This is a genomic window from Clostridium estertheticum, assembly GCF_026650985.1.
Taxonomy (GTDB): domain Bacteria; phylum Bacillota; class Clostridia; order Clostridiales; family Clostridiaceae; genus Clostridium_AD; species Clostridium_AD estertheticum_C.
The window spans coordinates 2,997,441-3,023,243 of record NZ_CP086239.1; the positions used below are offsets into that span (position 1 = coordinate 2,997,441).

A 25,803-nucleotide genomic window follows, 5' to 3' on the forward strand; every position below is an offset into this window, starting at 1 on the left:
AGGCTATGTACTGTCAATCTAATAATAGCTAGTACCATTGAGTACAATATAGTCTTGTATACCCAATGGTTTTAGCTACTTTTCTTTATATCTAATATCATTAAGTATCATATAAAAATATACAGTTTGTTATCAAATTGTTATCAATGTACCTATAGATGATTGGTATTAAAAAATATTTATGGTGCTAATTCAAATGCAAAATAATTACATTTACAATCAGAAAATTTAATCCCTTGCCTCATTGTTTGTAAATATGAAATACTTGTAGATACAACATTTTAACTAGTACTCGCCGATGTTACTTTATAAAAAAATTTGAGCTTTATTGTTTATATTAAATTATATACTATTATACATAATTGTTGCCGTATTTCTTCCAATTAAATATTGAAAATTCACTTCTGTAACTTATCAGGAATATTGGTTAGTTACACAATCATGTAGCCTTTAATTGATTACCTCTCAAACATAAAAGGTAACATTTTGCTGTTATTTTTTTGCATAAATTTATAACTTTCATCTTTACTATAAAAACCTTTCTTTGCTATAAAATTATACATATCATAACCTTTTAAGATGCCCTCTTTATTTTTCGTTAAAAATAAAATATCTTTATTCTTGAAGATACTGCTATTGATACTATAGTTTTCAATCTTATTTGATATTATTAGTTGAGTAGTAAAATCATTATTAATAATAATATCATACTTTTTCCATCCTAACGAATAGTTATCACTAAAAATATTGTACAATATTTTAACTCTTACTAATTCTGTTGAATAATTGTATCTTGTTGAATCAGCAGAACGGGTTAAAGCATCGATAACCTTGCCAAAAGTTAATTTTATGTTATCTAAGTGCCTTTGTGAAAACCCTGAATTTGTGCCAATATAATCATTAAATTGAAATAAATAATCTAAATTTAGATCTTTTATGCTGAAATTAAATACATCAAACCCTTTAGCACCATTCATTAATATATTATCGTAGTTAACGGAATCATTATTTTCTTTAGCATAATTATATGCTATATTATTTAATATTAAATTAGAATAATTTATGCGTTCAAGATTAGAATCCATTAAGTCTTCAGTTGTAATTTTAATTGCACCACCAGCTAAAAACTCCATACCTTCTGGGCTAACAGTTGATTCTTCAAAACGATTTTTTCTATTTATCATAATCATATATTCATTTATTTTTGAAAGTGCACTCTTATAATCTGATGTCTTATATGTTGATTCAACTAAAGAATTAATGTAGAACGGAAAAAATTCTGTATGTACTAACAAAGGTTCTTTTATGCTATCAAAAATTTTATAAGCTTCAGAATATTTTTTTTCATGATCTAATAAGTATCCATATATCGCAAGTTCACTTTCGTTTAACTTATCTTTGTTGCCTACAAAAATATCTTTAACATTATCCTCAGTATTTTTATCATTTATTAATGACATTGCATAGTAATATTTCAAATCTTGAATGTTTTCATCAATGTCATAAGCATTTTTACAAAACTTAATTGATTGTTTGTAATTTTTTTGATCATAATAGTCTTTGGCCTTTTCAAAATATTCTTGTGCTTTGGTAGTGTCATGAAAATATGAATGTATAGTTATAGAGTTGCTTGTAAATCCAAATATAAAAAGAAATATGGTAACAGCACTTATAACTACCCTTATAGCTACTCTTGGATGTAATGGTATCTTTTTTAAAATAGTTGCTTTGCCATCGTAGAATTTTTCTATAGAATATAAAAATCCATTGTTTTTTTTATTAGATGCTTTAATAATTATTTTCTTTTGTAATTTTTTTTTACTCATAAAGTCCACTCCTCTTCATAATTAAAAATCTTTATGATGCCACTCTTATTCATACTATTACTACTGCCTAGCTTAATTTCTTATTGTATAAAAATATCATAATTAAAATAGTTTCACCAACCTAAACTAATGCAATTATATTATAAACCAAATAATTTCAATTTCCTATAAATTCTAACAATATTCTTGTATTACTAGTATGTTTCTAGTAGTAAAAACAGTCTAAATTTGTAGCCAAATGTACGTCTCAAACCACAATCTCAAAAAATTCTTGTTAAAATGCTCTAACAAATACTGCTAGAGCATGGTTTTATTGTTATGCCTATTTTGAGTTAAATTTCTTTCATGTGCTACTATATGTTCTTTTAATTTAAATATACATACATATTTCATTAAATCTGACTTTTTCCTTGTTATAATCTTTCTTGTGTATAACTTGTTGATAATTTATTTATATGGATAATGTGAATATTTAAACGCCACGTATATGATGCTACTTACTGTCATTCACTGTTAATTCTAGTTTTTTATTTTTATTGTCCTTAAGTTGTTTTATTAAACTATCGATATCACTAATCCTAATGTTTATTTTATTATTACCACTTTCTATATCACTGACAGACATATTTTCTAACAGAATATTTGTTATAAGTGATACCATATGGTAGAAATCAATACTACTGTGATCACTTTCTAAATCATTTTCAAAAATATCCATAAGTGATAAAGTAAGTATAGAAATAATATTAGTCGTTGTCTTTTCAACACTTAATGATTGTCTATCAAAATAATATTTATAAAACTCTTTAGTAATATTTAATCCAAACCTTCTTCTCATTGAACTTTCTTGAAAAAATCGTGAAAAGTTTGGTCCAAACCTATGTGTAGACGAAGCATCATCAAAAATAATATCTTGTTTATGACTCTTAAATATGTTATATGCTTTAAAATTTCTTTTTTTTAATTCATTGATTATGTTCAAGGTACCTTCAATTTTAAAATGATAAGTATCTTCATGGTTTTTATTAAAATGATCCACAATATATTCAATACCATCAGTTGTAATTTTGGCAAATGCTACATAATGTATATCTGAGAGGTCTCCCGATAACTTAGACTTCTTGTTGCAACTAAGTGACTTCGCATATTTTATTATTTCTTGAATACATGATGCTGAATTGCTAATTTCATTTTCTTTACCATACTCAAAACAATTTAATAGTTGTTTGTATAGAGTTATCGCTATCTTATTTTGTACAGTACTTTCCGGGTTTTTATCATTATACTCTTTAATTATGTTAGCAAATGATGTTGATTTTTCCCTTGATACATCAAGTTGTATCCAGTTTGATGGAAAGTTGGCAAATATAGAATTGTAACCCCCTTCGTTAAATCGAGGTCTATCATCTTTAGTCTGGAATATATCTGACAATGATGATTCACCAATCAATATTCCCGAATTTAAAACTGATTGAGATTGGATATCAGACCTTTTAATTGGTTTAATAAGCAATCCATATTCATATTTTTCAATATCAACCCCTTCATTCCAATTACTAATTAACACATCACCATTTTCTTTAAAAGGAACAAAAAAATTAAATTTCTTTTTACTTTTTTCACGAATGCTATATGCGGATATTATTTTAGTTTGTTCGACATTTTCATTACTATATTTTATATGAATATCATATTTTACATCTAGCATTACTTTTTCTATATATTGAACAATTTTGGTGCCTTCCACCCCTTCATTTAAGTATAGTTTTATTTCTGTCCCCACATTAACATCATCTTCATGTTCTATAAAAAAACATCCTTCATAATTAGGTATGTGGATTTTTAAACCCTCACTTCCTATCATAAAACTTTTAGTCTTTACATCTATTTCTTTACACACCATAAAAGAAGATAAAAAACCTATCCCGAAATTACTTATTGGTTTATAATTTATATTTAACTCATCATATTCATCTCCAGAATAAAAGCTCCTTCCGATACTTGTAAAATATCGTTCAATTTTAAATCTATCCATCCCAGTTCCACAGTCTTTAATTTTAAAAAAGGATCTATCCTTTTCATCTTCACCTATTTCAATATTTATTATTTTAGAAAAATTGCTTTCGCCTTTGGCCTCTCTTACAGCAATTGCATCTATAGAATTTTGTATAAGTTCTCTTGCAAAAACTTCTTTTAACGGATATATATTACGTCCTGTTAATAGCGGCAATAATGTGGGTATATATGCTTCAAAATTATAATTATCAATAGTATCCTTAAAATTACTTTTTTCTATCTTGGGTAATAGGTAATATATTTTTAAACCAATCAACTTAAAATAATCTTCAAATTTATTAATTAATAAATCAAACTCTTTTACAAATAATACAGCAATTTTATGTGCTGTAGCTTCATTACATAAAAGTTGTATATAAACACTTCGTCTATCGGAATCAGATTTTATTTCTATACGTGGAACAGGAACGTATTGATGAAATTTATTTTGATCTAATTTTATATTTACTTTATATTTTATGTTTTGTTCATAAAAATCATCTGCATATTCGGTTAAAACTAAATACAAATCAGTAAAGAATATGCCAACCATACTAAAAGCTAAATACTGTTTTGTCATTTTGTTTGTACTCATATTTATTAATTCATCACACTTTTCTTTTAGTAATCCCAATTCTTTTATTTTAAAAACCTCATGAAAATCATTAATATCAACATCAAAATCACAACTATTTAAATGATGGTCAAAAAATTCTTTAAGTAAGTCAAAATATGATTGTAAATTTTGCGTCTCACCCTCTATAATATTTTTGTAGCTTAGTGTTCGGTAATCTATTGCATACAATAAGAACAAAATATTTTTATAATCACTGTCCAAAAATTTGTAAACATCCTTAAAACCAGTCAGTGCTTCACTTGTCCAGTTATTTATTTCTTTGCAAGTTCTGTAAGTTTTATTCATCTTATCAGTAGTTTCAATATATTTAAGATAAATGTCATAATTATTTGTTTTTAAAATTTCAATCAGCATTATTTTTCTATCAGAAATATTCTTAGGTGGTATTTGCTTTTTAACAATGGGCTCTAAATGCTCACCAGAATAAATAAATTTATTCTGAACTAGCTTTACATCCTCTTTTTCATCATAAAAATCAATTACACTAAATGTATGTCTATCTACTATTTTGGCTCCCACAGACCCTCCGGCAAATACATCAATTATACTATCAGTTGTTTGATAATAATCTTCTGTAATAAGCGGTCTTTCTAAATCAAAATGTTTATGCCCATGAAGCACAGTCTTAACATTCATATATTTAAGTTCCTGTATTAGATTAGCATAATTTCTTACAAGACTTGAATCCCCATACTCTTGCACTACCTCTGGGAAAAGATAAAAATGATGGTGAAATAATGCTATCACATTATACCCATCAAATTTTTTAACCCGTCTTCTAACATTAGTTGTCTGAGACGTAGGTATTTCACCATAATCTTCATACTTACTATTGATTTCATCCTGCAGTAAATTAATTAGATTAGCTTTATTTATTCCGAGATCATCCATTTTTTTACTGTCTATGTTTTTTATTCTTTCTATAGATTTCTTATCAACAATAACTTTTTTTTCTATCTGGCAAGAATTAAATCCTGCAAATACAATACGTGAATCTTTATATGGTCTTACTACTGTGTAGTCTTCTATATCGTAAAAATCAGGTATAATACCATAAAACCCAGTCAAAAAATCATTATATTTTTTCCATCTACATTCATATTTATCTGTTCTAATCATATCATGATTCCCAGGCACGAAAATAAAATCACTTTCATTTAATTTCTGGTCAGTTTGTACAATATTAATTTGCTCTAGTAGCTTTTTAAAAAATAAAACTGCTTCTTTTATTAAACTTTCTTCTACCACTACTTGTCCGTCAAAAATATCACCTGTAACCAATACGCACTTTATTGAGCATAATCCATTATTCTCCAAGCTACTTACTATTCTATATGCTATTTCCTTTGAATCAATATATGTTTTTCCTATATGTACATCTGACAAATGTAAAGCTCTAAACGCTGACATAATTAGCACCTCATTCTTTTAAGATATTATTTTTTAATTCGTAGATCTTATTATTAGATTAGGCAATTATACTAATAATTGTTTCATTTTTTCTTAAATACAATGTATGAAAGTAGACCCACCTGCTGCTGATAGAACTTAAAGTGTGGAATGTTCTCTTGATATTATTTAGCTATTTTAAAATAGTGTTTTTTATAATTCCTCCTTAATCTTTCTTATTTATCAAATTTGTATTTAATTTGTTAACTTGCTTAATATTGCAGCCTTTTTCCTTGAATAGGATAATATCATGGTAAAGCAATATATTTTTATCCTCTTAAGAAACAATTGTATTCTATCCTCTTATTTCCTTCATAAAAATATAACAAATTAGCTATACTGTTTTTGTCATCTTTGTCTTTATTTAGCTGTATGCTTCTAATCCATTCACCGGCTTCTTGATCATAACAAAATTCTCGAAATAGTTTTCTATTAATCAATATTCTACCATCGCCCTTAGATATTTACTTTTATTCCTTATAAAATGTTACATGTTTTTCTTTAAAATCTACACTAATAGTCTTATATCCAGCATCCAACCAATCAAAAGCAACTGAATGTGAATACGAATTAGACCAAAATTCCCTTTACTTATAAGCCGAACTTGGCAACTCCGCTCCTACTGGTTCTTCAATGTCGCTAAATGAAATAATGATATTGCTTTCTTTTTTCCCTTTCAAATAATTTGGTAATCCAATATATTTATCTCCCTTTGGCATTTTATCTACATCCTTCCTATGTATACTCCTAATAAAAAACAATATTGGCATAAATGACCTATTTCTACTTGTTTCAACTTATAATTTTCATCACATACCCTCTTAACTCCCCTAAATCCCCAGAAACAAGTTCAGCCACTTTTTCAAGATTTACAGGTTGCAATATAACGCTAGCAATATTTCCACATGATACAGGATCATTTATATCTATTTTAGCGGTAGTGGGGATATCTGAAAGTGTCGGATATAAAATAGTAGCAGTCTTATCCCCTATTCCACTTACTGCATAAATCGCTAACTGATATAGCATTTTAGCTGGCAAACTTCTTTCCCACAAATCTCTGTATTTAGCATCTAGCAGTTTCACCACCCTGCCTTTCTTCATAAGTGCAAAGTTAGGTCTTGGAGTAGGTGATCTTCTGTTGCAAGGGTTAAACCCTGATGTATAAATAAACATATTATGTAAACTGTACTGGTCTTTTACGGAGTAGCCTTCACTACAGTTCTGCACCAATCTTCCTATTAGTGTTTCAAAAAATGCATTCATATCAAAAAAGTATCCTCGTAGATTAATATGTTTAGAACTACCCTCTAATTGAATACCTTTTGATTCATACAAAATATTCATTACTTCAAAAACCGTAGAAGTACCTTCTAGTTAATCTATTAATACTACTTCTTGCACCCTTCAAACTTGCTCTTGTCAAAGTAATATCACTAATGTTTTCTTCTAAACTAAAACACAGCTTTTGCAGCTTAATTTTTAAACCAATTTCTAACACTACTTTTAATCCAAATTTTAAACCTGCAATCAAAGTTTTATTCAATATATTATTTTCATCTCTATTAAAGTAATTGCAAGGCAATATATCCTTTGTAATTCCGCCTTGACCACAAAGTCTATTAATATCAATTCTGCTTCTAGGTGATGATACGTTCTCTCCGCGCTCTATATAGCTCTTTTAAATTTCCTTATAGAGCAATTCCTCTACTTCAACATAAATCTCATAGATAAGTAAGTCAAAAACTTAAAATTTTCTTCCCTCAACTCTTAATGTAAAATATTATAAGTAAAGTTTTTCTTTTTTAACACGCTCTTACTTTTATACACATTATATCCTATTTAACTTATTAAAGGGATTAATATCTATTTTAAGTAACAAAATATATCAAAAAAAGCTAAAAGGCTACATTCCTTTAATTTATATTAAAAGGGATGTAGCCTTCTCATGTTAGATTACATATTTTCTTTAAGGTGTACACGGCTCTTTGTATGTTTACAAATAATTATTTCTTTAAAGAATTATGTATTGCTAATTCATTAATTTTTCATAACAATATATTATTAATTGATCTAATTTTTTAATATCATCAGCAGAGTTAATTATTACTCTTGATTCACCAAATGATTTCGGTGCTAGCTCAGTTTTAAACTCTGATACAATTGTTTCTATTTCAGTTAGCGGTAATTTTGTAATAACATTTTTAATACTACCATCTATATTTAATCTCAGAAACCACTTTGTTGTATTGACAACATATATTGAAAAATAAGCAGTGGTATCTTTATAATTCAAATTAGTAATATCCATACCCGCTTTACTTAGAACATTTTTTATATATTCAAATGAATTTAATTCATCCTCACTTGTTACAACAGCTCTTTTGGTTGAATTTATATTAGCTGTAGATTCAACACCGACTTTACTCTCTTCCACTTCGTCTTCTTTTCCCACAATTACATTTGACTCTGTTTCTTGTTGGTATAACCCCTTACTTACTATATCTATAACTGCATTTGATATTGCTTTTTTAACTATTGGTCTAAATCTTTCTATTACACTGCTTGTAATTCTTGAACTGCTGACATCTCTTATTAGATACCTTATAAATTCATCATCAGGGTTTTTAAATAGCTCTTTTAAACTATTATCTAATGTAGATGTATAAACTAACTCCTCAGCATACCTTACTAAAAAATCCTTATCAAATGACTCTTTTTTAAATCTTAGTAAAGTTTCAAAATCTGATTCCTTTAAATTCAGCAAATCAACAATAAGAAATGGTGTTTCATCCATTACATTATCTGCTGTTAAATCAGTAAAAAATTTATATTCGGTTCCATTAGTTATAATTGCTATTCTAACCTCTGTGACAGCATTAAAATATCTACAAAGTTGAGCATCGTGATTAGATAATTTTTCATTTACAGACTTAGCCTCAACAAATATAATAGGTGATCCATCTTTAAATATTGCATAATCAACTTTTTCGCCTCTCTTTTTACCAAAGTCAGCCACATACTCAGGTTTTATTTCTAAAGGATCGAAAACATCATAACCTAACACCTGTATAAATGGAATTATTAAAGATTGCTTTGTCGTTTCTTCATTACTAATATGTACCATTCTTTCATTAACCTGCACTGATAATTTCTGTAACTCTTCCTTGAAACCCATCTACTCATCTCCTATACTCTTATATAATACCTTATTCTACAAATAGTATTATCTACCCTCTATTTTTGAAATAAATTCATGGATTTCGTGTGACAAATATCGACTAAAATATAATGCACAAGGATGGAACTGATATCAAATAATTGAATAATTCATAATATTACTTCACTAATTGAATCAAATTATTGAGATAATATATTTTCTTTTGTCTCCATGGCTTCCCCAAAAGTCAGCTAACTTTATCTTATCTTCTATGCATACCTTTAATCCATCTTTTCTATTTTTTAGAAGTTCCAACTCAACCTCAATACCCCGACTTTGATCATTAGTTATTATAACTTTAATCCTATCATTTATATTTCCAAATATAAGATTACAAATAGGTGGACTACTATTTATTGGTGTAAAATATTTCAGCCAAAGTACACTATCTACATTTATATAGTCATATACCAGACCATCTTTATTTTTTTCAAATTGTAATACTGGTAAAGATGTTGCCTTAAGTATTGTCAATTTTTTCAACCGCTTATAAGACTCTTTTAAATCACAAGTAGGTAAAACTATCTGACCTTCATCCGCATTGCCAATAAACGTAACATTGCTTATGTAAGTTAAATAACCAGTATATGCTGCTACAAGTGCATCTAGTTTATCTGTTTTTTCGTGTCTTCCACATCCAGAAAGTATTTTTTCAAGACCTTTAAAACCTGATTTTTCTAGTATATCAAGTCTTTCTTTTAACCCCTTATCAGTATCTTTTGGTGAAGGAATATAATCTAACAAAACTGTAAAACAGGCATGAGGAAATACTTCTATAAATCCTTGAATATTATTATTAGATTTTCTGATATTTATTTCCTTATATCCTAATTCCTCAATCCTTACGTAGAGATTAAATCCTGTTTTCATCCACCCTTTCCATCCAGTAATTTCATCCATGCTTCCTGGAGTAGAAAATGGATTCATTCCTCTTCTTGATAATTCATACTCGCTAACTTTTTTGTTGTAATGTCCCTTTAATTTGCAATTTAAAGTCATCCTATACTGGTCATTATTCATAAACCCATAATTTAATTTATATGGAGCATCAACTGCTATTACGGATGCTTCTCTATAACTTAAGTAATTAAGTAACACATCAGGAACCATATTATCTATAAATTCTATATTTAATTTCTCATCTATATTTGCCACAGTCAATTTTCCCTTATGTACATCAAGACCAATAAAGTTCACAAACCACACCACCTTGTTTAATCATCTTTCTTTTTATCACTCACTTCTCTTAATCGCTATAATCACCTAGTTGTTAATTGGTTTATCAAAAAAATCTTTACTCATATATATAGACCTTTAATATTTATTTTCCTATTGGATATCTAGTTCTAAACTCATTAAGCTGAGATGATAAACTAGAATCTAATGTACTAAATTTTTGATTGTAACCTGTAATAGAACCATTTGGAGACTCAACCATACCTTCAAATTCATTATATGAGTTATATATTTTCATTAGTGATTCATTAGCAAATTCGCTTCGCTCATAAAAGTCCCCGAGGGGCGTGAACAAATTGTAAACACAATTTGTTTTTCTAAATGCTGATTATACTTATAACTACTTATTGTTTAATTCAATATAATAATCAATTAGATTAAAAATCCAACCCCTCAAATTGGAAAATTCAAATCCTAAATCTTTTGCCTTATCAGTATTTATACTATAAGCTTTTTCACCATTGTATGGAGCTTTATCGCCATTTAAATCAATAATTATTTTCTTGTTAGTTTTATTTTCTACATAATTAATAATTTCAATTAATGAAATAGTACCATTGCTACTTCCATTAATTGAACCACAATAATTATTTCCTGCTAAAAATGATAAAAACTTTCCAGCATCAGCTGAACTGATAAAACTCATTTGATTGTCAATGTTATCTATAAACATTGGAATTTCTTTCACTATATGTTCTACATAAAAGAGCACTCTATTTGTATAATCATCTATGCCTATAACAAATGGCAATCGAACTGCAACAGAATTTTGTGATGTAAATTGTTTGACTAATGCACACTCAGCTAATCTTTTAATTTCATCATATGAAAAACCTTGTCTGTCACACCAAACTAATTCTTTATCATATGGTTTATAATTTTCTTCTTTTGTATCCATGTGTAGATTATAAACTGCTGTAGATGACACCATTATATATCGATTGCAAACAATTGACTTTAAAGCATATTTTATATCATTTGAACAATATGCCAAATCATCATATACAACATCAAAGTTCTTGTTTTTAAAAACTTCCTTCATGTTTTCAAAATTAGTATGGTCTACAATGACTCGCTCAACTTGTGTACCAAATTTGTCCTGTCTATTTCCTCTGTTAGCAATTGTCACTTGATGACCATTTTTCAATAAATTATCTACTAAATGTACTCCAAAAAATCTTGTACCACCTAATACAAGTATATTCATTGTTTATCCCCCTACCTTTTTATATAATTATACTTCTCATTTAACTACAATCGTGTCTTATTATTTGAAAATATTATACCATTATATTTTAATACCCTAATTTCATAACTTTAATTTATATAGTTTTAAAAATGGATTCAAGGTATTATTTAAAATAGTATTTTGAATACGGTTTCTTGAATAATTTCAAGCTATATATGCAATGTTAACACAATGTTAACTAAATGTTCATAATATGAAACGATATCTGTAAATTTACACCATATACACTTTTATTTAACTGGGGTATTATAATATTATAAATAAAAGTTAATAGGAGGTTGTTTTATGATAAAATTATTGAAGAAGGTATTTAGTAAAGAGAATATGAGAAATGTTGGAGTGTTAAATTATGTAGTAAGTACAGGTGGATCAAAGGATGCTATTATGTTGTACAATGAAATCTTTAATAAAAATGACAATGAATTAAACCTAAAAAAAGTTTCATAGCTTTTGCCATGAAGTTTTTTTTATTGAAAAAATTAATTTTAAATATTCTTCTAATATATTTGAATAAAAAACAGAAGTTTTTCTTAATGTCTTACCCATCAAATAATTTTAACAGTTCTTTGAGTTTATCTTTCATTTCGCTCATAAAAACCCCAATGTTAGTGAACAAATTGTAACCACAATTTGCTTTGCTATACTTTTTGCTTTGTTATGCTTCATCTTTGCATCCCTTAATTGCTATTCAACAGATAAAAAACACCTAGAATTAAATGCTCTCAAAAATTACTATCATATATCTAACCATATTATTTATTACACTCATTTCTAAGTGTATTTATAAATAGTGCTATTTCTGTTGCCATTTCATCACTTTTCACTTTTTTACATATTAGTCCATTCTCTATTGCAGCTATTGTAATTTCCTTTAAATATTCTTCATTCATATTTTCACCTCCTACACTAATGTACTTGATGTTAGGTACGGGCGAAAGCTCACTGTTCTTTTTGTTGTGGTTATTTTTGCTTTTCGAGCTTAACCTTTGTAGTTGTTCCCATAGCTGAAGCTTCATAGCTTATTACGGAAGTTAACAGTTATTTTGAAATAAACCTACATCTAGGGAAATTCCCACATCCTTTAAATGGACCATACCTTCCATTTCTTAATACTAATTCCCCTCCACATTTAGGACAAAACCACTATTAACTTTGATTTCTTTTTCAGCTAAGGTCTTGTGAATTGCTTTTACATGAGTTTTTCTAGTTTCTTTACTATCAACATTTAAAGAAATTAATTTTTTATATACCTCTTCTTTAACTAAATCAGTTATATTCTCATTATTATATTTCTTAATTGTCTTAGGCAAATTTATAGTATACACAACATCTGTTTTTGATTTTACTTTTAACTCCGCCCTTGTTGTAAAAGCTATTATTGAAATATACTTTATATCTTCGAAGCCATTTAGAACTTCTTTCAATGCTTGTATATGTCCATAATTTTGTTTTATTGGATTATATAGTTTTTCTTTATGCTTGTAAATTACTTGCTTCCAATTATCATCAAATTCATTACCAACAATCCACCCTTTATAGTTTTTAGTTTCTATTACAAAAATGCCATAGTTAGATACTATAACATGATCTATCTGTGTTGTTTTGTCGCCTACTGATAGCATTATATTGTTAATTAACTTATATTTTGTTTTATCAAGGCCTGATAAGAAAAAAGCAACAGACCTCTCACCTATGGCACCTTTGATTTTAGGCATGAAAATCTCTAATACCCCTGCTGCTATAATTAAGAGCCATAGGTACCAAAATTTCGTTGACAATTCAAATAACATTTCCATCTAGTTTCACTTCCTTTATATTATCTGGTTCTTTCATTTAGGTCTTCAAAACTATAATTCTACATTGTTTCCAATTACCTTTATATAATGTAACATTTTTGTCAATATGTACTGTTTCTATATGATTTATAAAAAATATCACCTCATCCAATTATGAACTGCTACTTACTTCTTTTAGCATTTATTGCTACCCCTACAAGTAACACTAACACACCATGATACGACATCTAGTCCCGATTAAGTTTTATGATTCAATATTTATTGTTAAAAAGGAAGTTCTTAAATTGAACTTCCTTTTATCAGCTTCATAATACCTACCCTCAGCAATGCTGGGGGTTTTAATTCATTGGATCAAGAATGATATTCGTCTTTTGAAATTTGTAGATTTATATTAATATTAATATACTCCATACTCTCATACACTATTTTGTTAGGACTTTTCATCCTTATATGATACAGGAGGTTTTCCATTTTAAATTTTCCCTGCCAACCAATTAATAAATTGTTGTGCTGTCCTTCCCGAGGCCCCTCCATGTTGCATTTCCCACCTATTTGCTTCTTCACATAATTCTTCTTCAGAAAGTGTAATATTTTCGTACTTCTTAGCCAGTTCTTTTACAATTTCATCATATTCATCTCGGCTAGGATTGTTATAACCAATAGTAAGACCAAATCGATTTGCTAGCGATAATTTTTCCTGCATAGTATCATTAGTATGGACGTCACCTCTTTCTTCAATATCGTTTCGATCATTCCACGTTTCGCGAATTAAGTGTCTTCGATTAGATGTAGCATATATTAATACATTATCTGGTTTAACTTCCACTCCACCTTCAATCACAGCTTTCAAAAATTTGTACTCTATTTCAAATTCCTCAAAAGATAAGTCATCCATATAAATGATATATTTATAATTTCTATTTTTAATGTGAGCAATTATAGCTGATAAATCCTGAAATTGATGCTTGTAGATTTCAATCATTCGCAAACCACGGTCATAATATTGATTAAGAATTGCTTTTATGCTTGCAGACTTCCCAGTACCACTATCGCCATACAATAAAACATTATTGGCTGTTCTTCCTGCTACAAATGCTTCAGTATTCTCAACAAGTTCTTCCTTTTGGAATTTATACCCCACTAAATCATCTAACATGACGTCATCCATATTTCTAATTGGGTAAAATTCTAACTTTCCATTTGTGTGGCCAACGCGAAATGCTTTATTCAGTCCAAACATTCCAACACCAAAATCCTTATAGAATCCTGTTATAATACAAAATACTTCTTCCTCGTCTTTTGCATTTTCAATGCAACTACTGATATATTGAACTTTCTCACCAACATTTTTATTATACATTCCTTCTTTTTTTACAATAGCTTTATAATTAGAAATAGTCGTAAAACAATCTATATCTAAGTCCTGTTCAATATGCGAAAAATCATAATCAAATAGGTTCTTGAATATTTTAAAATCATTTTTTGCGAAGTGATTCACCGTTCCATCACTTGCTCCTACTTTTTCACATGTAATACTAAAAGAATTTTCGTTGGTGATGAGCAGAAAAACTAAATAATTGTGCCATATATTTTTATCAAATCCATAGTTTGTTGCTAAATCCAAAATACGTTTCATTTCCCTATAAATACGGGTTACAATCTTTTCATTAGTGCAACTCTTTGAGTTATAATCCTCAATAATATCTGCTAAATTACATAAAATGCAGTTATCTCCCAAATCATTATATAAGATCAACTTTGAAATTTCTTTATACATAAAATCAGCTCCTTCTATTCTTATAATTATCCTATTTTGTTTACTAAAAATACTATAAATTAATGCGTGTTTCTGCCACCGAGTAGTATGAAAAGCATCAATTTCATCTGGATATAACATGTAATACTACTTATGAACCACTTGCCATCGCTGTTCATTTTGTACATTATAAATCTAAATAAACTTCCCCAAGCAATGCTACCATAGCTACTAGTGCTAGTCCTAAACTCATCATCGCTTTTAACATACGCTTACTTTTATACACATTATATCCTATTTAACTTATTAAAGGGATTAATATCTATTTTATATAACAAAATATATCAAAAAAAGCTAAAAGGCTGCATACCTTTAATCCATCTTTTCTATTTTTCAAAAGTTCCAACTCAAATATTTCTATAAACCATTTGGATTATATTACAAGTTTATATATGATAATATATAAATGAAAAAGTTGAATAAAGTCAGTTATGTGTACAGCAACGATTTACAAGAGTTTAAATAAAAATTTCAAAATTAATGTTACTTATCAATATCAATATTTAAGCTCTGTAACATTCATGGTTTAAAATTATTAAATATTATTTTTAAGTACGTGAAATACTTTCACCGCCTCATATTAACATAACTTTTCGCGGAGATAGGCGAAACACCCCAATTAGACCTTGATAAAGGAGGAGTTCCATGAAGTATTTTTTTAATGGAGTAATTTGTTTTTTAATCGGTATTGGTTGTTGGTTTTTAGTTGGTAGATTCATTGATAAAAATTTAGCTCTTATTTCTGCTCTTTTTGTTGCAATAACAATCCAGTCATTTTTAAATAGTAAAATTAAATAGCTAATATTAATCTCGGATACAGCCGATATACGTGCAAAAATCGATCATTTTCATTTTGTCGTATGAATAGACAATTTGTGGTTGAAGTTTGTTTTAAGGATTGTCGTTTATTTTTTTGAATCCTAATCTATAACGTGTTTTTTATTGCCCGTACATCAAATAATGAACGAATATTAGGTTTGGTTACTGCTGCTATTGGTATAGGTGGTGTTGTTGGCGGCTTATTTGTAACTGCTGCCAAACCACCCAAAAGCAATGTGAAAACTATATTTATTTCAGCAGCACTATCGTTTCTGCTTTGTGATATATTACTTGGTGTAGGTAAAAATTCTTTTGTATGGATTTTTGCTGCATTCGCTGGTAACATACCTCTTCCATTCCTTATAGCATCTGAAAACTCTTTGTTATATTCAAAAATACCTACAACTATGCAAGGAAGGATTTTCTCAATACGTGGTTCTTTGCAGCATATTACCGTACCTATTGGATACTTAGCTGGAGGATTTTTTGCAGATAAAATTTTCGAACCACTAATGATTAATTCTGAAAAAGCAAGATACATCTTGGGCGGTATTGTCGGAGTTGGTAGAGGATCTGGCATGGCTATAATATTTATTATTACAGGAACATTAGGATTTACTTTAAGTCTTATATCATATAACAACAAGGCTATAAGAGATTTGGATAATATGATTGAACAATGATTAGTTGATACTCTTAATATATGCCGACACAATGACCCTCCACATTATTAGATATGGAGGGTCATTGTTAATGATGTGATAATACGATAGTGATTGCACTTACAACGATGTCAACACACCTAATAATGACGTGGAAGTCTGTTTTCATGTCATTGTGCTTTTTTACCATTCCTATTATATTAAAAGATTACACATTATTTGGAAAGACTTTTAGCTAATAAATCAGACAATAGACCAAAGCTTGCAAACATAGATTTTCTTTCTTCTTTTGACATATTGCTTAAGGCTTCTATTTCTGCTAATTTAAGTTTTCTAAGTATGTTTTTTGCATATTGATCGCCCTGCTCTGTGAACCTAACAATTTTATTTCTACGATCTTGAGGATTTAATTCTCTCAAAATATACCCTTTCTTTTCAAGTCCAGATAATATTAATGAGACTGTCTGTTTTGGCAAAAACATTTTTTCACAAATTTTATTTTGAGTACAGTAAGGTGAAGTTTCATTTATTTCAGATAGAACAAATAGAACAGTATCCTGAATACCATGTTTTTTCGCCCAAAGGTGATACGTATTACCAAATTCAAAGTAATATTTATAATAAAGATTTATTTGCTCATTAAATTCCTCTTTTTTATTCATATCTTACACATTCCTTCCATACTAGTAAAAAAATCTAGTGGCTAACACCACTTAAATTTACACCTATAACACCCACTACAATAAAAAGCAAAGATACTATTTTTAAAATACTAACGCTTTCTTTGAAAACAAATATGCCCATTGCGGCTACAATAACAATTCCAGTTGCTCCCCATATAGCATATGCAACACTAATAGGTATTTTTTTTAATGATATTGCGAAAAAAGTAAAACATATACAATATGATAAAAGTGTACCTATAACTAATAATGGTTTTGTAAATCCATCAGACATTTTCATAAAAGTCGTTCCTATCGTTTCAAGTATAACAGCTAAAATTAAATAAACCCATTCCATAATAAAACCTTCCTTCATTAAAAAAATAATTAGTCCATAACTGTACTAATTAAATTATAGTAAAATAATTTATTATTGTCAATATTTATTATTTTATGTTGGGTTTAATATATAAGAAATGTCGTTAAAGTTGCAACACTACAAATTGTTCTTATTTAAAAGCATCTTTCGTTATGTAATGTCACCTTAGTTTGTTTTTATATATGATAATTAAAGTTAATGATAGAAAACACAAGATATACTAATTATCATGAATTTCATTTAAATTATTTGGAGATATAAGCTATATATAATAGGATATCGCTGATTTTGGGAAAGTGATATTTATTGAAATCCCATAGTAAATGCTAACGCGGCATCGTTCAATAGTTCGTTTCAGACATTGAGCAACTTGGATAAATGCGAATTCATTTGCACAATATTGGAAAGGAAGAGGGCGCTCTTACACTCCATTAAGCAATGTTAGTTATCTTACTAATAATGGAAATTTCAAAGTATTGTTATATGATAAGTGTAACATAGGAGATGTTTTAGCTATTGCTCACGCCAATGGAGAAGTTCATCATATGATGTTTATTTCAGGAAAACAATGTATATCTGGAGTATACCACCTTCTTGTATGTGGACATACTAATGAAAGAAAAGACGCTAAACTTTTTGATTTACTTCCTGGTATAATTGCAGACCTAGACGATATTAATGAAAAAATAATGATTATAAATATGTAATCGTAATAAAAAAACAGCTGTTTTTTTATTGCCCTTAATCCATTGATGCAAAATACAAGAAAAATATAGCTTAATTAATATTAGAAAAGTCTTGCTATTACTTTACTTTACTTTACTTTACATCAACCTCCTCCATCGCTTCTAAGAATAAGGTATGTATTATCCCGTAAATACAAACAAACTGATTTCCCATACCCTAAGAATTTTTCGTTGTTACTATAAATTCTTTTACCTGTTAATCTATCAATAATTCGTGAAACTTCATATTTAGGTTTGTCATTACCCGTTAACACCATAATATCAGTGTTATTAATATCATTGTTATTATAATAACGGTATCCTTGAAAGGTTATGCTATTAGGATAACCAAACATATTCCATCTGCCATATATTGCACGATTTGCAAATGATATAAGCAAAACAACAAAACAAAAACAGAATATTAGTAGTACTTTTTTCATTATGTTTCTTGATTTGTTCATTTATCTCCACCCCCTTTATAAAATACAATTTGGTTAATTGCATAACATTGTAATAAATTAACTATAAGGCTTTGCAATTATGTATATACAGGAATCCCCCACTGACTTTTGTCAAATTTATATTCATTACAACTTAATGATAAAATGAAGTTTTTACTAATCCATTATTTTAATAAATATTCTATAGGGTTCTGCAATCAACTAAAAATATAATTATACTCTTTTTAACGAACTCAAACAGTCTTAAATAAAAATAAAAAATAAAAAATAAAAAATCTCAATTTTTCAGAAAAACAAAGAAATATTAAGTTTAAATACTATAAATGAGGATTTTAAAGAAGAGAGAATTAATTTAATTAAAGATGATACACAGGATTTTATAAAATGTTTTTCACAATCTAATAAATATATTAACTTTACAAATATAATAGAAAATAAAAAATTACTTAACGCTATAAACAAGCTTTCAAAATGTCAAAAAGAAATACTTTACAGAATAATTATTTTAGAGCTACCTGAAAAAAATGTTATGTTAACTCTTGGAATTAGTCAACAATCCGTTAATAAAAGTAAACATAAGGCTTTAAATAAATTAAAAAAAGAAATAAATATATACAATTTAATATAAAGTATTCAATAAGGAGGAGATTTATATGAATGATGAATTATACAACTCTTATAATCAAGTACAAAATGGGGACAATTATGCACTTGAACGGATTTTAGAAAAGTTTAAGCCTTGTTTAATAAAAAACAGCTTAATTGATGATAAATTCAATGAAGATTGCTTTCAAGAATTAAGTTTAAAATTTATCATATGTGTTAAAAAATTAAAATTCACTTTTGGAAATATGACTATACAAAAGTATTTATAATATTTTAAGTAGGGGAATAGGTAGTAATAGAACAGTAATCGGCTAGTGTAAAGCACTGATATATCTAGGGTTTAATCACTAAACGATAAACTGAAAAAAGGGAGCAAAACACCGATATATTCAAAAATTTTGTTGAATATATCGGTGTTTTGCGGTTACTATCCCCTCTGTAGGAAGTTTATACTGCGGTGTGAATTCATTTATGCTAAAACATGAGTCTACACTACCTACCCCTTCCTTGAATTCATATGGCACCATTCAGTGCTATATGAATTCTTGATACTACAATGCCGTATAGGTATCGATGTTCCATATTGTAATTATATTAAGGTGCTAAGAGCTAGCACCTTAATATTTTCCTTATTTAACAAAATGGCCTCATCATTTTCAACCTCAAAAATTAAAAAATCAGAATCTGCTTCAACAACCACTTTTTCATAACGAAATTCATTATCCTCTATTTTTATAAACAACACCTTAGATTTATAGTTTTTTACTTGATAAGCCTCTGCTTCTAAGAGATTACAGAAAAAATTGAACAGTGTTAGCCATTTAAACAACTTTTATTATTTACCCTGTTTACTTGACAGGGTGCAGTTCATATCAATTGAGTTACATTCAGATTAAGGCTATTAGTCATTTTGTAAAATTGTAAATATACTCAATTTATGATAATTAGGCTATTATTGAATATATATTATTTTTCATTTATTCCGACGTTGTTATAATAATTAATTTCTCTGAATAGTAGTATCTTATGAAAATAAATATTGTAGGAGGATACTCTAATGGAACGAGAAAAAAAATGTCCAGAATGTGGTTGTGAAAAAATAGCACAAGCTAAACTTGATATTAATGCAAAATTGTATCCTATTGACGCATTTTTCAAAGTTATGAATGGGTCAGAAGTGAGTGCAGAGGTATGTACAAAATGTGGTTATATTTTAAATATGAGAGCATTAACACCAGAGAAATTTAAGTGATAACTCAACTTTTTCAATGTCGTTACAAGTAACCCTATATCTAATGATATAGGGTTACTTTATGTCATATTAGTATTCTGAAAGTAACTCAATAGTAATTGAGTTACTTTCAGATTGAGGCTATTACTCATATTTTTCAAAGAATTAAATCTTTGTTCTCATAATATTTAATTGATATATTCACCGATGTGTACAATATTATAAAAAATATACATATGAGAGCAACATTAGCTATTATACCTGGTATATCACTAAAATATTTAACAATATTATAAATATTTTCACTGCCCATAATATACAAAACTAAGATTGGAACAAAACATATAAGAATACTTACAAGAGCAAAGATATTTCGTACTTTTAAATATTCTAATTTGAAATAAATCGGGAAATAAATAGATATAAACAATATAGTACTTAAAAGAGAATACATAATTATACTTTTAAAATTCATAAGTTTGCTAAAATAATCAAGATGCATTAACTTACTTAAATGAATAAAAGTACCACCGCCTAAACCAGAAAGCCCTATATGCCTAAATACAAATGTGAAAACTATAGTGCAAATAATAGCAAAAATTAAAAATAGCATGGATTCTATATATTTTGAAAATACTACCTCTCTTCTGTTTACGGGTAAACTGCTAAACATAATATTGGAATTATACTTATAATCATTTCCACAAGAGTTCTTAAAATACTCATAGGCAATAAGTGGTGGAACTATTATATAAATAAATGCTGGAGCATTTATGAAAAACATATTATTTGTAAAACATAGTATTAAAACTACTGGGAAAGTTCCTTTGGTAATGCTAAGGTCCTTTAAAACTAAATTAAACATATTACTCCCTCCATTAAACCCTTACTTATTTTTTATTCTTATATATATTCCTATTGATAATAAAATAGCGATTCCTAAGAAAAAAAATGCAGATTGCTTTCTCACAATATAATCTGTAATAGTTGCTATTAACAATTTACTACCCCCAAATATCGAATTTTAATAAGTTTTTAAACTTATTATTTAATTTATAAATCCTTATTAATATAAATTTTGAATGAAGTAAAAATTGATATTGAAATTAATATGATTGAGAAACATATAAATGATATAACCATAAATAATTCAAAATTAGGCAAAATCACAAAATTCATTATAGAGTCTTTTGCAGTCCCATTGTCAATGACAGTAACTAGCACAACTGTTATAGCTACACAAATAAACATAAAATAATTTAAAATCTTGTTAATCAATTGTGATTTTAAGTATCCAAGCCATAGATAAATGGGTAAATATACGCAGCTATAAGCAACAGTAAAAATTGAAACTATTATTATATCAGTTAAATTCATAAATCTATTAATATGGCTAAGTCCAGAAAATTTGATTATAGAAGCAAATAGTATAGTAATAGCAATTCCAATAATAAGAAAAATAAAACTAGATAAATATTTGCTAATAACTATTTCTTTTCGGCTTACTGGCAAACTGTTAATCATCCTATCAACATCATTTCTTTCACCAAATCCGCAACTGCTTGTAATTAATGAAATTGCAAATATAGATGGTGTTAAAATATAAACAGATGCAGCTCCTAGAAATTGTAGAATACAAATGATAATAAAATTTAATAAGATTGCTATCATTAAATCCTTAGTACTTTTTTTCTGCATAAGAATATCCTTTAGAACTAAGTTAACCATTCCTACCTCCCTTAACCGTATAAACCATAATATCCTCTAAACTTGCTCTTTCAATTAAAATGTCTTTACCAATAACCTTTTTTATTCTTTCAGCGTTGTCAGTTAAAGCTTCAAATCCAAAAGAACTTTCATTTATTCCAATAAATTCTCGTTTTATATTATCAGTTATAAGTGATCGATCACCTTTCACCATTTTGTATTTTTCTAATATATCATCTTTAGAATCAGAAAAAACTATCTTGCCATTATTAATAAAGGTGATTGAATCAGCCACCTTCTCTAAATCTGTAGTTATATGCGTTGAAAAAAATATACTCTTATTTTCATCTTGAATGATAAACCGAAGAATTTGTAATAATTCACTTCTAAATATTGGATCCAACCCTGAAGTTGGTTCATCCATTAAAATAAGTTCAGCTTTATGTGAAAGTGCAATAGCAAGAGAATATTTTATTTTCATACCTTTTGACAATTCTTTTATCTTTTTATTTTTAGGTAAGTTAAAATCTAAAAGATATTTACTAAATGCATTATCATCCCAATTTTTATAGAACCGAGCTATTATATTCTTCATTTCAATTAATTTTAAATTTTCATAACAGTATGTTTCATCGTATACAAAACCTATTCTCTGTTTAATATCCTTTTCACTTTTTATGTTATCAAGACCAAAAATTTTGACATCTCCTGAATCTTTTTTAATTAAATTCATTATCAGATTTATTGTAGTACTTTTGCCTGAACCATTTGGTCCTATAAATCCCATAATATAACCTTTTTTCAATTCAAAATTTATATCTTTTAAAGTAAAATCTTTATAGTTTTTGGTTAAATTTTTGACTTCTAAAATATTATCCGTATTAATCCCCACCCCTATTTAGTATTTTCAGATAAAATATCAAGTAATTTTTTCAAATCGTCTAAAGACAAATCAATAAATTTGCTTTCTTCAATAGCCTCTGTTAATTTATCTTCAATAATTTTTATCTTTCTTTCCCTCAATAACTCTTTGTTTTGCCCTGCTACATAGGATCCTTTCCCAGGTACAGTGTTTATAAAGCCTTCCATTTCAAGCTTTTCATAAGCCCTTTTAGTTGTACTGACACTAATTCGAAGTTCAATAGCTAAATTCCTAATAGAGGGAAGCGCATCACCTTCATTTAATTGTTCGTTAAAAATATTATTTTTTATCTGTGTTGTAATTTGTTCATATATCGGCTCATCAGCTGAGTTTGAGATTATTATTTTCATTTTAAGTCTCCTTTAAGGAAGTATGTATAACTGTGTTAACTGTATTAACCGTATGTACACAGTATATGCTTTTTTTCGCTTATGTCAACATAATAAATAGAAAAGATTGCTACTGCGAATATTTATGTCGTCACCAATAACCCCATATAATCAAATATAGGGTTATTTTGTTAATCTCGTATTGATAACCTGAAAGTAACACAAATGTAATTGAGTTACATTCACATTGAGTCTATTGCTTATTCAAAGTAAAATAAATATTCAAATTCTTTATCTAATGAAATGCAAAATATTAATACTAATTTTGCATTTGGATTAAATTTACCTGTTTCTATTGAACTAATTGTTTGTCTAGAAACTTTTTTAAGTCTTGGTTGCAATTATTTAAAAATAATATCCTTAGTTATAATACCGACACTCGATGCTCTTATATGCGGATTTAACTTTAACTTCTGCAATTCCTCTGGACTACCATAAACCACTACGCCTATTAAATCTAATTTGTTTGCTTTTAATTGATCCTTATTCTTTAGCACAGAATAAATATCACTAAACTTTTTTTTATAAGTAGTATCCTTAAATTTAAACTGAAGATTATTTAAAAACTTCCCATAATTATTTGATACTTCATCCGGATCATAATTAAATCCATTAGATGTCTTAAATCCTATAAAATTGAACTCTTGAATAAATGCAGATTTTCCGTCATATTCAGAAGCTTGCTTTTTATAAACATTCATTTCCTTATCTGTATAACCATCAATTAATAGCTCAGATATTTCGACTTTAGGTAAAATATTTGAAACTTCATTAATTCTATACTTTTTATCAAAGGATAAAGTCATTTCTAATAGTGAGTCAGAACTTACTTTATTAAGTAAGGCTAAATCATTTTTATATTCCTTGTACTTAATATCTGGGTGAAATACCATCATAGTTAAATTGCCTGAACCATCAAAATTAACTGGCCATTCACCAGCCTTCTGTCCACCACTATTTGAAGACATAGTGCGATTGATCCCATTAATAAATTCTAATCCATAACTGCTATTTTGATCATATATATCTACAGATTTCCAACTACCGATTCTTTTAGAGACGGTATATTGAACACTTGCACCAAGAAAACCAATAACATCATTTTCCTTGCTAATATAAGCATTAGGATTTGTAACCTCAAGCACTTTTTCGACTTGTGTATAATATCTAGTTCCCATTTTAGACGCAATCATAACATTAACTATATATAGTGGTATTATCAATAACACAACTATTATAATTATTCTAATGGTACTCATTTTTTTTGATTTTTTGTATGCTTTTTTTAGTTTTTCATTATCAAGTAAAAAATCCATATTATCTTCTTTCATAATTATCCCTCCACCTTTCCTTAAATTTTTCTCTTGCCCTATAGAGATATGTCTTAACTGTATTTTCAGGGATACCAAGTAATATAGAGATTTGTTTATAGCTTAAATCTGCTTGGTATTTCATAATCAGTAAATTTTTATATTGCTCTTTTAAATCTTCTAATGTTTGTTTAACATATTCACGCTTTTCCACTGATAATATTGAGTTTCCAACTTCATCCTCGCTATAAAAACTATTATAATAACGTTCCTCATCCAAATAAAAACTTAGTCTATTATTTCTTTTTTTAAACGTTCTAAAAATATTAGTAGCTACTGTAAATAACCATGAAGGGAGTTTTTCTACTATTACACCGTCCATATACAATATAGCCCTAGTAAATGTTTCTTGGACAATATCCTCAGCTTCAGGCTTTGAACATCCAAGGTTTATTAGATATTTGTAAATAATACTAAGTTGATTTATATATAGTTGCTCAATAACATCGTAGTTCATTTTACCCTCCCCACTAAAGCTACTCATACATAAGACTATCATAATGTGGAAATGTATACAAAATTTATATATTTATTTGTATAAGGGTACCGACATCAAAACACGTAAATTATAGTTACACCAATC

29 protein-coding genes and 1 pseudogene are annotated in these 25,803 nt (G+C 27.8%); 5 read left to right on the forward strand and 25 right to left on the reverse strand.

Features of this window, described 5'->3' with window-relative positions; translation table 11 throughout:
* Positions 1 to 458 precede the first annotated feature (458 nt).
* The 10 genes from LL038_RS14305 to LL038_RS14350 form a co-directional block, all read right to left on the reverse strand.
* Entirely contained in the window at positions 459 to 1,826 is a 1,368-nt protein-coding gene (locus LL038_RS14305) for a hypothetical protein (RefSeq protein ID WP_216122081.1), read from the reverse strand.
* A 493-nt stretch (positions 1,827 to 2,319) separates the two neighbouring features.
* The gene (locus LL038_RS14310) at positions 2,320 to 5,928 is read right to left on the reverse strand and encodes a metallophosphoesterase (protein WP_216122083.1); all 3,609 of its coding nucleotides are present in this window, start codon (positions 5,926 to 5,928) and stop codon (positions 2,320 to 2,322) included.
* 308 nt (positions 5,929 to 6,236) lie between these two features.
* A complete protein-coding gene (locus tag LL038_RS14315) occupies positions 6,237 to 6,407 on the reverse strand; it encodes a hypothetical protein (RefSeq protein ID WP_216122085.1) in 171 nt (56 codons plus the stop codon).
* 147 nt (positions 6,408 to 6,554) lie between these two features.
* Positions 6,555 to 6,686 carry a hypothetical protein gene (locus tag LL038_RS14320; RefSeq protein ID WP_268055874.1) on the reverse strand — a complete coding sequence of 44 codons (132 nt, stop codon included), beginning with the start codon at positions 6,684 to 6,686 and terminating at the stop codon, positions 6,555 to 6,557.
* 73 nt (positions 6,687 to 6,759) lie between these two features.
* On the reverse strand, positions 6,760 to 7,314 hold the full coding sequence (locus LL038_RS14325; protein WP_253200228.1) for an McrC family protein: 555 nt from the start codon (positions 7,312 to 7,314) through the stop codon (positions 6,760 to 6,762).
* Positions 7,315 to 7,318: 4 nt separating this feature from the next.
* On the reverse strand, positions 7,319 to 7,513 hold the full coding sequence (locus LL038_RS14330; protein WP_253200229.1) for a hypothetical protein: 195 nt from the start codon (positions 7,511 to 7,513) through the stop codon (positions 7,319 to 7,321).
* A gap of 486 nt (positions 7,514 to 7,999) precedes the next feature.
* Entirely contained in the window at positions 8,000 to 9,145 is a 1,146-nt protein-coding gene (locus tag LL038_RS14335) for a type I restriction endonuclease (protein ID WP_216122087.1), read from the reverse strand.
* A gap of 177 nt (positions 9,146 to 9,322) precedes the next feature.
* Positions 9,323 to 10,384 (reverse strand): DUF429 domain-containing protein, encoded by a 1,062-nt coding sequence (locus LL038_RS14340; protein WP_216122090.1) that lies wholly within the window; start codon positions 10,382 to 10,384, stop codon positions 9,323 to 9,325.
* A gap of 124 nt (positions 10,385 to 10,508) precedes the next feature.
* Entirely contained in the window at positions 10,509 to 10,661 is a 153-nt protein-coding gene (locus LL038_RS14345; RefSeq protein WP_216122092.1) for a hypothetical protein, read from the reverse strand.
* A 102-nt stretch (positions 10,662 to 10,763) separates the two neighbouring features.
* Entirely contained in the window at positions 10,764 to 11,630 is an 867-nt protein-coding gene (locus LL038_RS14350; protein WP_216122094.1) for an NAD-dependent epimerase/dehydratase family protein, read from the reverse strand.
* Positions 11,631 to 11,957: 327 nt separating this feature from the next.
* Here LL038_RS14350 and LL038_RS14355 point away from each other — a divergent pair, with 327 nt between their 5' ends.
* A complete protein-coding gene (locus LL038_RS14355; protein WP_216122096.1) occupies positions 11,958 to 12,119 on the forward strand; it encodes a hypothetical protein in 162 nt (53 codons plus the stop codon).
* Positions 12,120 to 12,424: 305 nt separating this feature from the next.
* On the opposite strand, the gene LL038_RS14360 is transcribed toward LL038_RS14355, so the two are convergent.
* From LL038_RS14360 to LL038_RS14370, 4 genes and pseudogenes are all read right to left on the reverse strand, one after another.
* Entirely contained in the window at positions 12,425 to 12,562 is a 138-nt protein-coding gene (locus LL038_RS14360) for a hypothetical protein (RefSeq protein ID WP_216122098.1), read from the reverse strand.
* Positions 12,563 to 12,710: 148 nt separating this feature from the next.
* A pseudogene (locus tag LL038_RS25705) lies at positions 12,711 to 12,767 on the reverse strand (hypothetical protein); the annotation flags it as partial.
* Between the two features lie 17 nt (positions 12,768 to 12,784).
* Complete coding sequence (locus LL038_RS14365) at positions 12,785 to 13,468, reverse strand: nuclease-related domain-containing protein (RefSeq protein ID WP_253200230.1); 684 nt, start codon at positions 13,466 to 13,468, stop codon at positions 12,785 to 12,787.
* Positions 13,469 to 13,940: 472 nt separating this feature from the next.
* On the reverse strand, positions 13,941 to 15,245 hold the full coding sequence (locus LL038_RS14370) for an ATP-binding protein (RefSeq protein ID WP_216122109.1): 1,305 nt from the start codon (positions 15,243 to 15,245) through the stop codon (positions 13,941 to 13,943).
* Positions 15,246 to 15,929: 684 nt separating this feature from the next.
* Between LL038_RS14370 and LL038_RS14375 the strand changes: the two genes are divergently transcribed.
* The gene (locus LL038_RS14375; RefSeq protein WP_216122111.1) at positions 15,930 to 16,082 is read left to right on the forward strand and encodes a hypothetical protein; all 153 of its coding nucleotides are present in this window, start codon (positions 15,930 to 15,932) and stop codon (positions 16,080 to 16,082) included.
* A 127-nt stretch (positions 16,083 to 16,209) separates the two neighbouring features.
* Here LL038_RS14375 and LL038_RS14380 read toward each other — a convergent pair whose 3' ends face one another.
* The 3 genes from LL038_RS14380 to LL038_RS14390 all read right to left on the reverse strand — a co-directional run bounded on the left by LL038_RS14380 (position 16,210) and on the right by LL038_RS14390 (position 17,785).
* Positions 16,210 to 16,818, reverse strand: coding sequence for a hypothetical protein (locus LL038_RS14380; RefSeq protein ID WP_268055875.1), 609 nt, complete (start codon positions 16,816 to 16,818; stop codon positions 16,210 to 16,212).
* Positions 16,819 to 16,980: 162 nt separating this feature from the next.
* Positions 16,981 to 17,427 carry a MarR family winged helix-turn-helix transcriptional regulator gene (locus tag LL038_RS14385; RefSeq protein ID WP_216122115.1) on the reverse strand — a complete coding sequence of 149 codons (447 nt, stop codon included), beginning with the start codon at positions 17,425 to 17,427 and terminating at the stop codon, positions 16,981 to 16,983.
* A gap of 34 nt (positions 17,428 to 17,461) precedes the next feature.
* Positions 17,462 to 17,785: a DMT family transporter gene (locus tag LL038_RS14390; protein ID WP_216122117.1), complete on the reverse strand. Its 324-nt coding sequence runs from the start codon at positions 17,783 to 17,785 to the stop codon at positions 17,462 to 17,464.
* A gap of 395 nt (positions 17,786 to 18,180) precedes the next feature.
* Between LL038_RS14390 and LL038_RS14395 the strand changes: the two genes are divergently transcribed.
* Positions 18,181 to 18,513: an amidase domain-containing protein gene (locus LL038_RS14395; protein WP_216122174.1), complete on the forward strand. Its 333-nt coding sequence runs from the start codon at positions 18,181 to 18,183 to the stop codon at positions 18,511 to 18,513.
* A gap of 122 nt (positions 18,514 to 18,635) precedes the next feature.
* On the opposite strand, the gene LL038_RS14400 is transcribed toward LL038_RS14395, so the two are convergent.
* Positions 18,636 to 18,995 (reverse strand): hypothetical protein, encoded by a 360-nt coding sequence (locus LL038_RS14400; RefSeq protein WP_216122119.1) that lies wholly within the window; start codon positions 18,993 to 18,995, stop codon positions 18,636 to 18,638.
* A 653-nt stretch (positions 18,996 to 19,648) separates the two neighbouring features.
* Here LL038_RS14400 and LL038_RS14405 point away from each other — a divergent pair.
* Positions 19,649 to 19,870, forward strand: coding sequence for a helix-turn-helix domain-containing protein (locus tag LL038_RS14405; protein ID WP_216122121.1), 222 nt, complete (start codon positions 19,649 to 19,651; stop codon positions 19,868 to 19,870).
* Positions 19,871 to 20,190: 320 nt separating this feature from the next.
* Here LL038_RS14405 and LL038_RS14410 read toward each other — a convergent pair whose 3' ends face one another.
* Positions 20,191 to 20,430 carry a hypothetical protein gene (locus LL038_RS14410; RefSeq protein WP_216122123.1) on the reverse strand — a complete coding sequence of 80 codons (240 nt, stop codon included), beginning with the start codon at positions 20,428 to 20,430 and terminating at the stop codon, positions 20,191 to 20,193.
* A 228-nt stretch (positions 20,431 to 20,658) separates the two neighbouring features.
* On the opposite strand from LL038_RS14410, the gene LL038_RS14415 reads away from it, so the two are divergent.
* On the forward strand, positions 20,659 to 20,853 hold the full coding sequence (locus LL038_RS14415; protein ID WP_216122125.1) for a transcription initiation factor TFIIIB: 195 nt from the start codon (positions 20,659 to 20,661) through the stop codon (positions 20,851 to 20,853).
* Between the two features lie 136 nt (positions 20,854 to 20,989).
* Here LL038_RS14415 and LL038_RS14420 read toward each other — a convergent pair whose 3' ends face one another.
* From LL038_RS14420 to LL038_RS14450, 6 genes are all read right to left on the reverse strand, one after another.
* Entirely contained in the window at positions 20,990 to 21,697 is a 708-nt protein-coding gene (locus LL038_RS14420) for an ABC-2 transporter permease (RefSeq protein ID WP_216122127.1), read from the reverse strand.
* A 188-nt stretch (positions 21,698 to 21,885) separates the two neighbouring features.
* Positions 21,886 to 22,560: an ABC-2 transporter permease gene (locus LL038_RS14425; protein WP_216122129.1), complete on the reverse strand. Its 675-nt coding sequence runs from the start codon at positions 22,558 to 22,560 to the stop codon at positions 21,886 to 21,888.
* The gene (locus LL038_RS14430) at positions 22,553 to 23,425 is read right to left on the reverse strand and encodes an ABC transporter ATP-binding protein (RefSeq protein ID WP_268056088.1); all 873 of its coding nucleotides are present in this window, start codon (positions 23,423 to 23,425) and stop codon (positions 22,553 to 22,555) included. Before LL038_RS14430 ends, LL038_RS14425 begins: the two co-directional genes overlap by 8 nt.
* 8 nt (positions 23,426 to 23,433) lie before the next feature.
* Positions 23,434 to 23,811, reverse strand: coding sequence for a GntR family transcriptional regulator (locus LL038_RS14435; RefSeq protein WP_216122131.1), 378 nt, complete (start codon positions 23,809 to 23,811; stop codon positions 23,434 to 23,436).
* Positions 23,812 to 24,191: 380 nt separating this feature from the next.
* Positions 24,192 to 25,181 (reverse strand): anti sigma factor C-terminal domain-containing protein, encoded by a 990-nt coding sequence (locus LL038_RS14445; protein WP_216122135.1) that lies wholly within the window; start codon positions 25,179 to 25,181, stop codon positions 24,192 to 24,194.
* Complete coding sequence (locus LL038_RS14450; RefSeq protein ID WP_216122137.1) at positions 25,168 to 25,677, reverse strand: RNA polymerase sigma factor; 510 nt, start codon at positions 25,675 to 25,677, stop codon at positions 25,168 to 25,170. Before LL038_RS14450 ends, LL038_RS14445 begins: the two co-directional genes overlap by 14 nt.
* Positions 25,678 to 25,803 lie beyond the last annotated feature (126 nt).

What these genes read in the sequence shown, in the direction of transcription:
- LL038_RS14415 (WP_216122125.1), top strand. Translation starts at nt 20,659, where the DNA reads ATGGAACGAGAAAAAAAATGTCCAGAATGTGGTTGTGAAAAAATAGCA.
- LL038_RS14370 (WP_216122109.1), bottom strand. Translation starts at nt 15,245, where the DNA reads ATGTATAAAGAAATTTCAAAGTTGATCTTATATAATGATTTGGGAGAT.
- LL038_RS14360 (WP_216122098.1), bottom strand. Translation starts at nt 12,562, where the DNA reads ATGAATGAAGAATATTTAAAGGAAATTACAATAGCTGCAATAGAGAAT.
- LL038_RS14305 (WP_216122081.1), bottom strand. Translation starts at nt 1,826, where the DNA reads ATGAGTAAAAAAAAATTACAAAAGAAAATAATTATTAAAGCATCTAAT.
- LL038_RS14420 (WP_216122127.1), bottom strand. Translation starts at nt 21,697, where the DNA reads ATGTTTAATTTAGTTTTAAAGGACCTTAGCATTACCAAAGGAACTTTC.
- LL038_RS14450 (WP_216122137.1), bottom strand. Translation starts at nt 25,677, where the DNA reads ATGAACTACGATGTTATTGAGCAACTATATATAAATCAACTTAGTATT.
- LL038_RS14365 (WP_253200230.1), bottom strand. Translation starts at nt 13,468, where the DNA reads ATGGAAATGTTATTTGAATTGTCAACGAAATTTTGGTACCTATGGCTC.
- LL038_RS14310 (WP_216122083.1), bottom strand. Translation starts at nt 5,928, where the DNA reads ATGTCAGCGTTTAGAGCTTTACATTTGTCAGATGTACATATAGGAAAA.
- LL038_RS14400 (WP_216122119.1), bottom strand. Translation starts at nt 18,995, where the DNA reads ATGAACAAATCAAGAAACATAATGAAAAAAGTACTACTAATATTCTGT.
- LL038_RS14425 (WP_216122129.1), bottom strand. Translation starts at nt 22,560, where the DNA reads ATGGTTAACTTAGTTCTAAAGGATATTCTTATGCAGAAAAAAAGTACT.
- LL038_RS14345 (WP_216122092.1), bottom strand. Translation starts at nt 10,661, where the DNA reads ATGAAAATATATAACTCATATAATGAATTTGAAGGTATGGTTGAGTCT.
- LL038_RS14405 (WP_216122121.1), top strand. Translation starts at nt 19,649, where the DNA reads ATGAATGATGAATTATACAACTCTTATAATCAAGTACAAAATGGGGAC.
- LL038_RS14445 (WP_216122135.1), bottom strand. Translation starts at nt 25,181, where the DNA reads ATGAAAGAAGATAATATGGATTTTTTACTTGATAATGAAAAACTAAAA.
- LL038_RS14390 (WP_216122117.1), bottom strand. Translation starts at nt 17,785, where the DNA reads ATGGAATGGGTTTATTTAATTTTAGCTGTTATACTTGAAACGATAGGA.
- LL038_RS14325 (WP_253200228.1), bottom strand. Translation starts at nt 7,314, where the DNA reads ATGAATATTTTGTATGAATCAAAAGGTATTCAATTAGAGGGTAGTTCT.
- LL038_RS14375 (WP_216122111.1), top strand. Translation starts at nt 15,930, where the DNA reads ATGAAGTATTTTTTTAATGGAGTAATTTGTTTTTTAATCGGTATTGGT.
- LL038_RS14385 (WP_216122115.1), bottom strand. Translation starts at nt 17,427, where the DNA reads ATGAATAAAAAAGAGGAATTTAATGAGCAAATAAATCTTTATTATAAA.
- LL038_RS14355 (WP_216122096.1), top strand. Translation starts at nt 11,958, where the DNA reads ATGATAAAATTATTGAAGAAGGTATTTAGTAAAGAGAATATGAGAAAT.
- LL038_RS14320 (WP_268055874.1), bottom strand. Translation starts at nt 6,686, where the DNA reads ATGCCAAAGGGAGATAAATATATTGGATTACCAAATTATTTGAAAGGG.
- LL038_RS14335 (WP_216122087.1), bottom strand. Translation starts at nt 9,145, where the DNA reads ATGGGTTTCAAGGAAGAGTTACAGAAATTATCAGTGCAGGTTAATGAA.
- LL038_RS14350 (WP_216122094.1), bottom strand. Translation starts at nt 11,630, where the DNA reads ATGAATATACTTGTATTAGGTGGTACAAGATTTTTTGGAGTACATTTA.
- LL038_RS14435 (WP_216122131.1), bottom strand. Translation starts at nt 23,811, where the DNA reads ATGAAAATAATAATCTCAAACTCAGCTGATGAGCCGATATATGAACAA.